A 6,526-nucleotide genomic window follows, 5' to 3' on the forward strand; every position below is an offset into this window, starting at 1 on the left:
CTTGAATTTGAAGAATATCTAGACATTACGTAGACTTTCTTCCCTCGCATATTGTCTGTAATTTTAAATGTATTCTTAAATCCTGATTTGGCAGCATTCTTTATGTTTGGGTAAGATTTTTGAACATCATTTCTAGTACCACGTGTTATTTTTGCACGTGTAACTTCTCTACCAGTATTAGCGTCCATCAAGAATAAGTAACTGTATGGTTAGTTTGTTGATTTTGATGTTGCGTGCCATCCTGATGTAGTAACTGAATTAGCATCACTTTTTATTACATCCACATTTCCAACATTGGGATCAATTGCAATATCATCATACTTAGTTAATCCATAAGTTTCGATAATACTATTTAATTTTCCAGGATATGCAGGATCAGTTGCATATCCGTCTTGTTGCAGAAGTTTTGTTACTGTTCTGTAGTTAGTTACACCAATTAAATTTCTATAACGTGAGTTAACGGTTAAAAAATTACCATGATCTTCCATACTTACACCACGAGAAGGATATTTTCTAAACTCAGCGTTAACCATCACGCTGTGTCCGTTAATAACTTCCCATGTTGGCATAGTAACGTATTGACCATTGTAACGTCCTTTAATACCAAATAAGTTGTTTGCCTTTGTTGTTAAGGCAGAACCACCCCAAGCACTTTCAAGGATGGCTTGAGCAATTGTAACTGAAGGTAGGACTTTATACTTCTTCCAACCATTAACTGCTCCATTTGCCACACTATTAATAAAACTTGAAGTACTTGCTGGGACAGCAGTACTAAAAGAACTTAATAATGATTTTGCTTTTGTGTTAGGTTGACTATAATATCCAGGTCCAATACTACTATCTTTTGAAACTTTATCACTGTCATTAACAGTGTTTTTAACCTCAGTATTTTTGTCGGTGTCAGTATTTTTATCTACCGTATCATTTTCAGTATTTGTTTGGTTATTATTTTCAACATTATTGGTTGAATTATTTTTGTTTGTATTAGTTGTCGTTTCTTTAGCATCAGTCTCAGCTGCATGAGCCATAGCATCAGTTATCAATGCTGGTGTATTAAACATTGAAGCACTTAACGCACTAGTTACAATTAAACCTTTTTTTAATTTCTTTTTCATAATTAGTCTACTCTCCTCACAATAACTATCCATGAAAAACCTTAACATATACAATTACCAGCTATATGGATTTAACAGTTTCTTAACAAAAAAGAAATGAAAATCTAAATAACAATATTATCCTTTTGAAAGCATTAGTTTTTTCTTTCCAAATAAAATTCAAAGCGATCACTAACATACTGAGTTCTTACATATTCAAATGGTCTTCCACTATCCAAAAATGTTAGTTGACGTAATCGCAAAATTGCTGAAAATCTCTTTACGTCTAACAAATGTGCAACTCGCTCAGATGCCAATGTTGCCGTCACCGTCTGGTTTGAACTCCCAATCTTATAACCAGCTTTAGTCTCCAGAGCCTTATAAAAAGAACTTGTAATATCTTCTTTGCTCAAGTCAGTTATTAAATCAGCCGGTACGGTAGTTGTTTCTAGACAGATGGGTTGATTATCTGCATAACGAATTCTTTCCATCCTTAGAACCTGTTGTCCACTGTCGAGTTTAAGTTTTTCCATTTCACTAACCGAAGGATCTGACAGGTAATAACTAACTGTTTTACTTGAAGGTACACGTCCTTGCGATTGCATAATCTCGGTAAAACTAGTTGTTCCAGTCATTGTTTCTTTAACTCTACTACTAGCTACAAAAGTCCCTGAGCCGACTTTTCTTTGTAGAATTCCCTCATCAACTAATGTTTGAACAGCTTGTCTCAAAGTCATTCGACTGACGTGAAATGTCAATGATAGTGCTCTTTCAGATGGAATTCGCTCGCCTATCTTCCATTTACCCGCTTCAATTTCTTTTTTTATTTCATTATGAATTTGTATATATACCGGTACATTCATTAAATTTCCCTCAAAGCTTGTTTAATCCGCATTATTTGTCATCAACTGCAATTATACCAATATAATTGGTATAATCCAATACACAAAAAAAGCAGGAATATTCCTGCTTATCGATTGGGCTAGCTGGATTCGAACCAGCGCATGACAGGATCAAAACCTGTTGCCTTACCGCTTGGCCATAGCCCAGTGTTATATGGAGGGGAGAGGATTCGAACCTCCGAACCCGACGGAGCGGATTTACAGTCCGCCGCGTTTAGCCAGACTTCGCTACCCCTCCAAAACATTAAATATATTACAGAAAAACAATGAGCATTGCAATAGTTTTTAGCTATCTTTATAGACTTTTTGCGAAATTTCTCCACCAAATGATAAAATCGTTAGCTTTATTCACTTTTTTTTCTGCTACAAAATGGATTCTTTCAGGTTTTTGAATAAAATCATTGTCGCTTTCTTTAGAAAAAGATAGCTCTCCAGATGCTAGCTTAGCATCCTTTTCAATCGGAAAATCATTTCCTTTAACTTTTTCAGCCTCAAAATCCGTTACTTTTACTGATTCGTTACTACTTGTAAAGTAGTCTTCATTTTTTGAAATCAAATAATAGTAACCATTTTCTGCATTATTGCTCTTTATTTTCTTTGCTGAAATATGGGCTTTTCTTATATTATCTTTAGTTTGATTAAGTAATGAAATTGTATCTTGAAACTCTTCATCTTTTTGCTTGGAGTTTAGCACTACTGTAATTACTTTTTTCCCTTTAAGTTTTGTAATACCTACAAAATTTTGACTGTTGTCAGGTGCTACTCCTGTTTTTAATCCCGTGAATTTGTATTCAGTATTATCCAGTAATTTATCGGTATTTTTAATAACTTGTGGAACACCATTAATGTCTTGAACACTTGTTGTTTTCAACTGGGTAATCTCTTGAACTTGAGGATATTCATCAAGCAATTTTTTGGCAATAATTGCGACTTGGCGTGCAGATAATTGATTTTGAGTATCTTTTGATAACTTAGGATTGGAAAAGCTACTTAAATCACCATTTCGCAAACCTGATGAAGAAACAATCTTCGCATCTGCTATTCCCCAACTATCAAGAAGTTCATTTGCCTTTTGATAATAAGTATCCTGTGAACCACAAACTAAATCAGCTAGAGCCATTGCGGCTGCATTCGATGATGGCAGTAACGCCATTTCCATTAATTCTTTAACTGTGTAGTCACGATCAACTGATAATGGAACATTGGCAACGTGTGTATCCTGACTAAACTTCGCCAATTCTGGAGAAATTTTCACAATTTGGTGTTGATTTAATTGTCCGGTTTTAAGAGCTTCTTCAACCATGTAGATAACAATTAGTTTTGAAACTGAAGCGATAGGCAGTTTTTGATTGCCGTTCTTATCGGCCAAAACTTGTCCGGTTTTTTGCTCCACAATCAATCCCGCCTTAGCATTCACTTGTGGAGTAACAATGGCAGCATTAACACTATTAGCATTAGTAAATACTAGCGAAAGGATCGCGCTGATTATTACTAGATATAGTTTATTCTTCTTCAAAATAAATCCCCTAATCAATATTTGACACTAGCATACCATTATTTACCACAATTTGAGTACAAAAAAAGGCCTATCTTTAGGCCTTTTTTAATATTAGTTAATACCCTTCATTAAAGGTTTAATCTTTGGAGTTAGGAATGCTAGAACGATTGCAAAGACGATAACTACTACACCGATAATTGCAAAGTAATGAACATCACTCATTTCATAGAATTTAACGATTTGAGCATTAATAGCTTGTCCAGCTGCATCAGCTAAGAACCACATACTCATCATTTGAGCGGCAAAGGCTTTGGGAGCCAATTTAGTTGTAACTGAAAGTCCAACTGGTGAAATCAATAATTCACCAATCATAACTAATGCCCAACTTAATACCAACCATAATGGACTGATTTTACCTGGAGTTGCTAAAGGTAATGCCAAGACCAAGAATGATAATCCAGTAAAGATTAATCCCAACCAGAATTTAGTTGGTGAACTTGGTTGCTTCTTACCTAACTTAGTCCACATCCAAGCAAAGAATGGTGTATACAATACGATGAAGAATGGGTTAAGCATTTGGAATTGAGGAACTTGTAAATGAATTCCTGCAAAGTTTAAAACAGTACGTTTTGCAGCTACAAGAGCTAAAACAGATGATCCTTGCTCTTCAATTGCCCAGAAAATAACAGCCGCAATGAAAAGTAGGATATAAGCACGAACACGTGATTTTTCAACTTTAGTAACCTTGTTACTCTTAAGCATAATTACAAAGTAAATAATCGGAATCATTACACCTAGAATACTTAGAATCCAAATGATGTTTTCAATATTCAAGGTATTGGTAAATGCCATTGTTCCAACGATAACCGCAGCTACCACTACTCCAATAACAATATACTTGATTACACTGCTTTTTTCTTCTGCAGAAATTGGGTTAGGAACTTTTAAACTATTTTCATGAAGGTTTTTCTTTCCATCAAGAACATAGAAGATAAGTCCGAAGAACATACCAATTGCAGCCAATGAGAATCCAGCGTGATAGTTAACTGCACCTTGCACGTAGCCAACAGCAAGCGGAGCAATTAATGAACCAAAATTAATACCTAAAACAAATATACTGAATCCGGCATCACGACGAGTATCTTCTGGTGAGTATAATCCACCAACCATTTCAGAAATGTTTGGTTTCAACATACCAGTACCAATTGTGATAAGTAAAATTGAAACATATAATGCTGAAGCGCCAAATGGTAAGGCCAAAACAATATGACCAAACATAATTAGAACTCCACCCCAGAATACTGTTCGGCGACTTCCTAGTAAACGGTCACTGATGAATCCACCTAAAACACTACTCATATAAACCAAAGAACCGTAAATTGACATAATGGAAGCGGCGGTTACTTCTGAAAAACCAAGACCACCATTCATTGTCTTATCAAACATGTAAAGTAATAGAATGGCACGCATTCCATAATAACTAAATCGTTCCCAGAATTCTGTCATGAACAGAGTTCTCAGACCTTTTGGTTGACCAAAAAATCCTTTATCTTGTTTTGAATCCATTTTCTTACCTCTCAACATAATTGCGTAATTAAATTTTTTTTAATAATCCGTTTAATATCATAATATTAAATTAAGGCGTTGTCAAAACGTTTTTGAGGCTATAGGGTTTTTAGATTAGTTTAATAAGATTAATTTTAATTATTACACTGGTAAATTCATAGATAACCAAGCAGCAACTACCGCTCCACATGTTGGGGCAACTACAGGAATCCAACCATATGCCCAGTCAGATGTTCCTTTGTTCTTAATTGGTAAGATTGTGTGCATCAATCTAGGACCAAAGTCACGAGCAGGATTTAACGCATAACCTGTTGTCCCACCTAGAGCGATAACTACGGCAAAAATCAACAATCCAATTAAAACAGGTTTGAATGGTCCAAAATTGTTATGTCCGGTCATGATGAGTAACACAAACATCAATGTAAAGGTCCCCACAAACTCACTAACAAAGTTGGCAACTGGATTTTTAATAGCTGGTACGGTCGCAAATGAAGATAAAATTTCAGTTGAATCTTCAGTTTCGTCCCAATGTGGGAAAAATTGTAACCACACAAGAAGTGAACCAAACATTGCTCCTAAAACTTGTGCGATAACGTAAGGAATAAATAGTGATACTTCCAATTCACCTGTAACAACCATTCCTAAAGATACGGCTGGGTTTAACAAGGCCAAACTCATACTGTTTGAGGCAAAGACACCAAAAGTAACGGCTAATCCCCATCCTAAAGCTATTGTCATCCAACCGTCATTGAATGACTTTGTTTTCTTCAATAGAACTCCGGCAATGACACCATCACCTAATAAAACCATAATTGCAGTTCCAATAAATTCACCTAATAATTGAATCATAGTACTATTTTGCATCGAAATAATCTCCTAAATATGTTGTTGTGCATTTTTGCACAATATCTTATTAGTTTACCATCTTTCTGACCGTGATGATAGACTTTTACCAATCCTTAACTTCTGTTTTATCACATAGAAAAAGCCTGATATTAAAGATATCAGACTAAATTTTATTTATATTAAGCTTTTTTACGGAATTTCAAGTATGCTGCAGTTGCTAGAACTAACACTCCAACAATTCCCAAGACAGCCAATTGTTGTTCACCAGTCTTTGGTAAGTACTTAGTGATTGTCTTTGTAATAGTTGTGATTGTTGTTGGTTTGTCAGGATCTACAGGTGCAGGAATTTTTGAGTAAATGTAATTTACTGTTTGTCCTGCTGCAGTTGCTGTAGATTTAGCTGTATCGCTAAATTTAGCTTTTTGAGCACTTGCACCAGCTGCAGTAACCGCTCCTACAGTACCTGTTGCAGGTTCACCAGTTGTCTTCACAAACTTGTATCCAACAATCTTCTTTTGTTCTGTCTTATAAGTTGAACCTACTTTAAGAACTTGAACTACAGGGTCAGCTAATTCATTGCCTTTATCATCTTGATAGTTAGCAGTAACTTGTCCCATTTG

At 35.3% G+C, this 6,526-nt stretch carries 6 protein-coding genes, 2 tRNA genes and 1 pseudogene; all 9 read right to left on the reverse strand.

Annotation, left to right across the window (positions count from 1 at the left end):
- Positions 1-191: pseudogene (locus Q2T76_RS07840) on the reverse strand (hypothetical protein); the annotation flags it as partial.
- Positions 192-209: 18 nt separating this feature from the next.
- On the reverse strand, positions 210-1,115 hold the full coding sequence (locus tag Q2T76_RS07845) for a glycoside hydrolase family 73 protein (RefSeq protein WP_302084964.1): 906 nt from the start codon (positions 1,113-1,115) through the stop codon (positions 210-212).
- Between the two features lie 134 nt (positions 1,116-1,249).
- Positions 1,250-1,957 (reverse strand): GntR family transcriptional regulator, encoded by a 708-nt coding sequence (locus Q2T76_RS07850; protein WP_302084965.1) that lies wholly within the window; start codon positions 1,955-1,957, stop codon positions 1,250-1,252.
- A 114-nt stretch (positions 1,958-2,071) separates the two neighbouring features.
- A tRNA-Gln gene (locus Q2T76_RS07855) sits at positions 2,072-2,143 on the reverse strand.
- Between the two features lie 8 nt (positions 2,144-2,151).
- Positions 2,152-2,234 (reverse strand) — tRNA-Tyr (locus tag Q2T76_RS07860).
- A 57-nt stretch (positions 2,235-2,291) separates the two neighbouring features.
- Positions 2,292-3,512: a D-alanyl-D-alanine carboxypeptidase family protein gene (locus Q2T76_RS07865; RefSeq protein ID WP_302084966.1), complete on the reverse strand. Its 1,221-nt coding sequence runs from the start codon at positions 3,510-3,512 to the stop codon at positions 2,292-2,294.
- Between the two features lie 93 nt (positions 3,513-3,605).
- Positions 3,606-5,060: a peptide MFS transporter gene (locus tag Q2T76_RS07870; protein ID WP_302084967.1), complete on the reverse strand. Its 1,455-nt coding sequence runs from the start codon at positions 5,058-5,060 to the stop codon at positions 3,606-3,608.
- 141 nt (positions 5,061-5,201) lie between these two features.
- Positions 5,202-5,924 carry an MIP/aquaporin family protein gene (locus tag Q2T76_RS07875; RefSeq protein ID WP_302084968.1) on the reverse strand — a complete coding sequence of 241 codons (723 nt, stop codon included), beginning with the start codon at positions 5,922-5,924 and terminating at the stop codon, positions 5,202-5,204.
- 161 nt (positions 5,925-6,085) lie between these two features.
- Positions 6,086-6,526: MucBP domain-containing protein (locus Q2T76_RS07880; protein WP_302084969.1), on the reverse strand; the 441-nt coding region annotated here is incomplete at its 5' end.

The sequence above is a fragment of the Lactobacillus sp. YT155 genome (genome assembly GCF_030504545.1).
In the GTDB taxonomy this organism is placed as follows: domain Bacteria; phylum Bacillota; class Bacilli; order Lactobacillales; family Lactobacillaceae; genus BQUT01.

Bases quoted from the DNA above. Each gene is read 5' to 3' on its own strand.
- Q2T76_RS07845 (WP_302084964.1), bottom strand. From the start codon at position 1,115: ATGAAAAAGAAATTAAAAAAAGGTTTAATTGTAACTAGTGCGTTAAGT.
- Q2T76_RS07850 (WP_302084965.1), bottom strand. From the start codon at position 1,957: ATGAATGTACCGGTATATATACAAATTCATAATGAAATAAAAAAAGAA.
- Q2T76_RS07870 (WP_302084967.1), bottom strand. From the start codon at position 5,060: ATGGATTCAAAACAAGATAAAGGATTTTTTGGTCAACCAAAAGGTCTG.
- Q2T76_RS07875 (WP_302084968.1), bottom strand. From the start codon at position 5,924: ATGCAAAATAGTACTATGATTCAATTATTAGGTGAATTTATTGGAACT.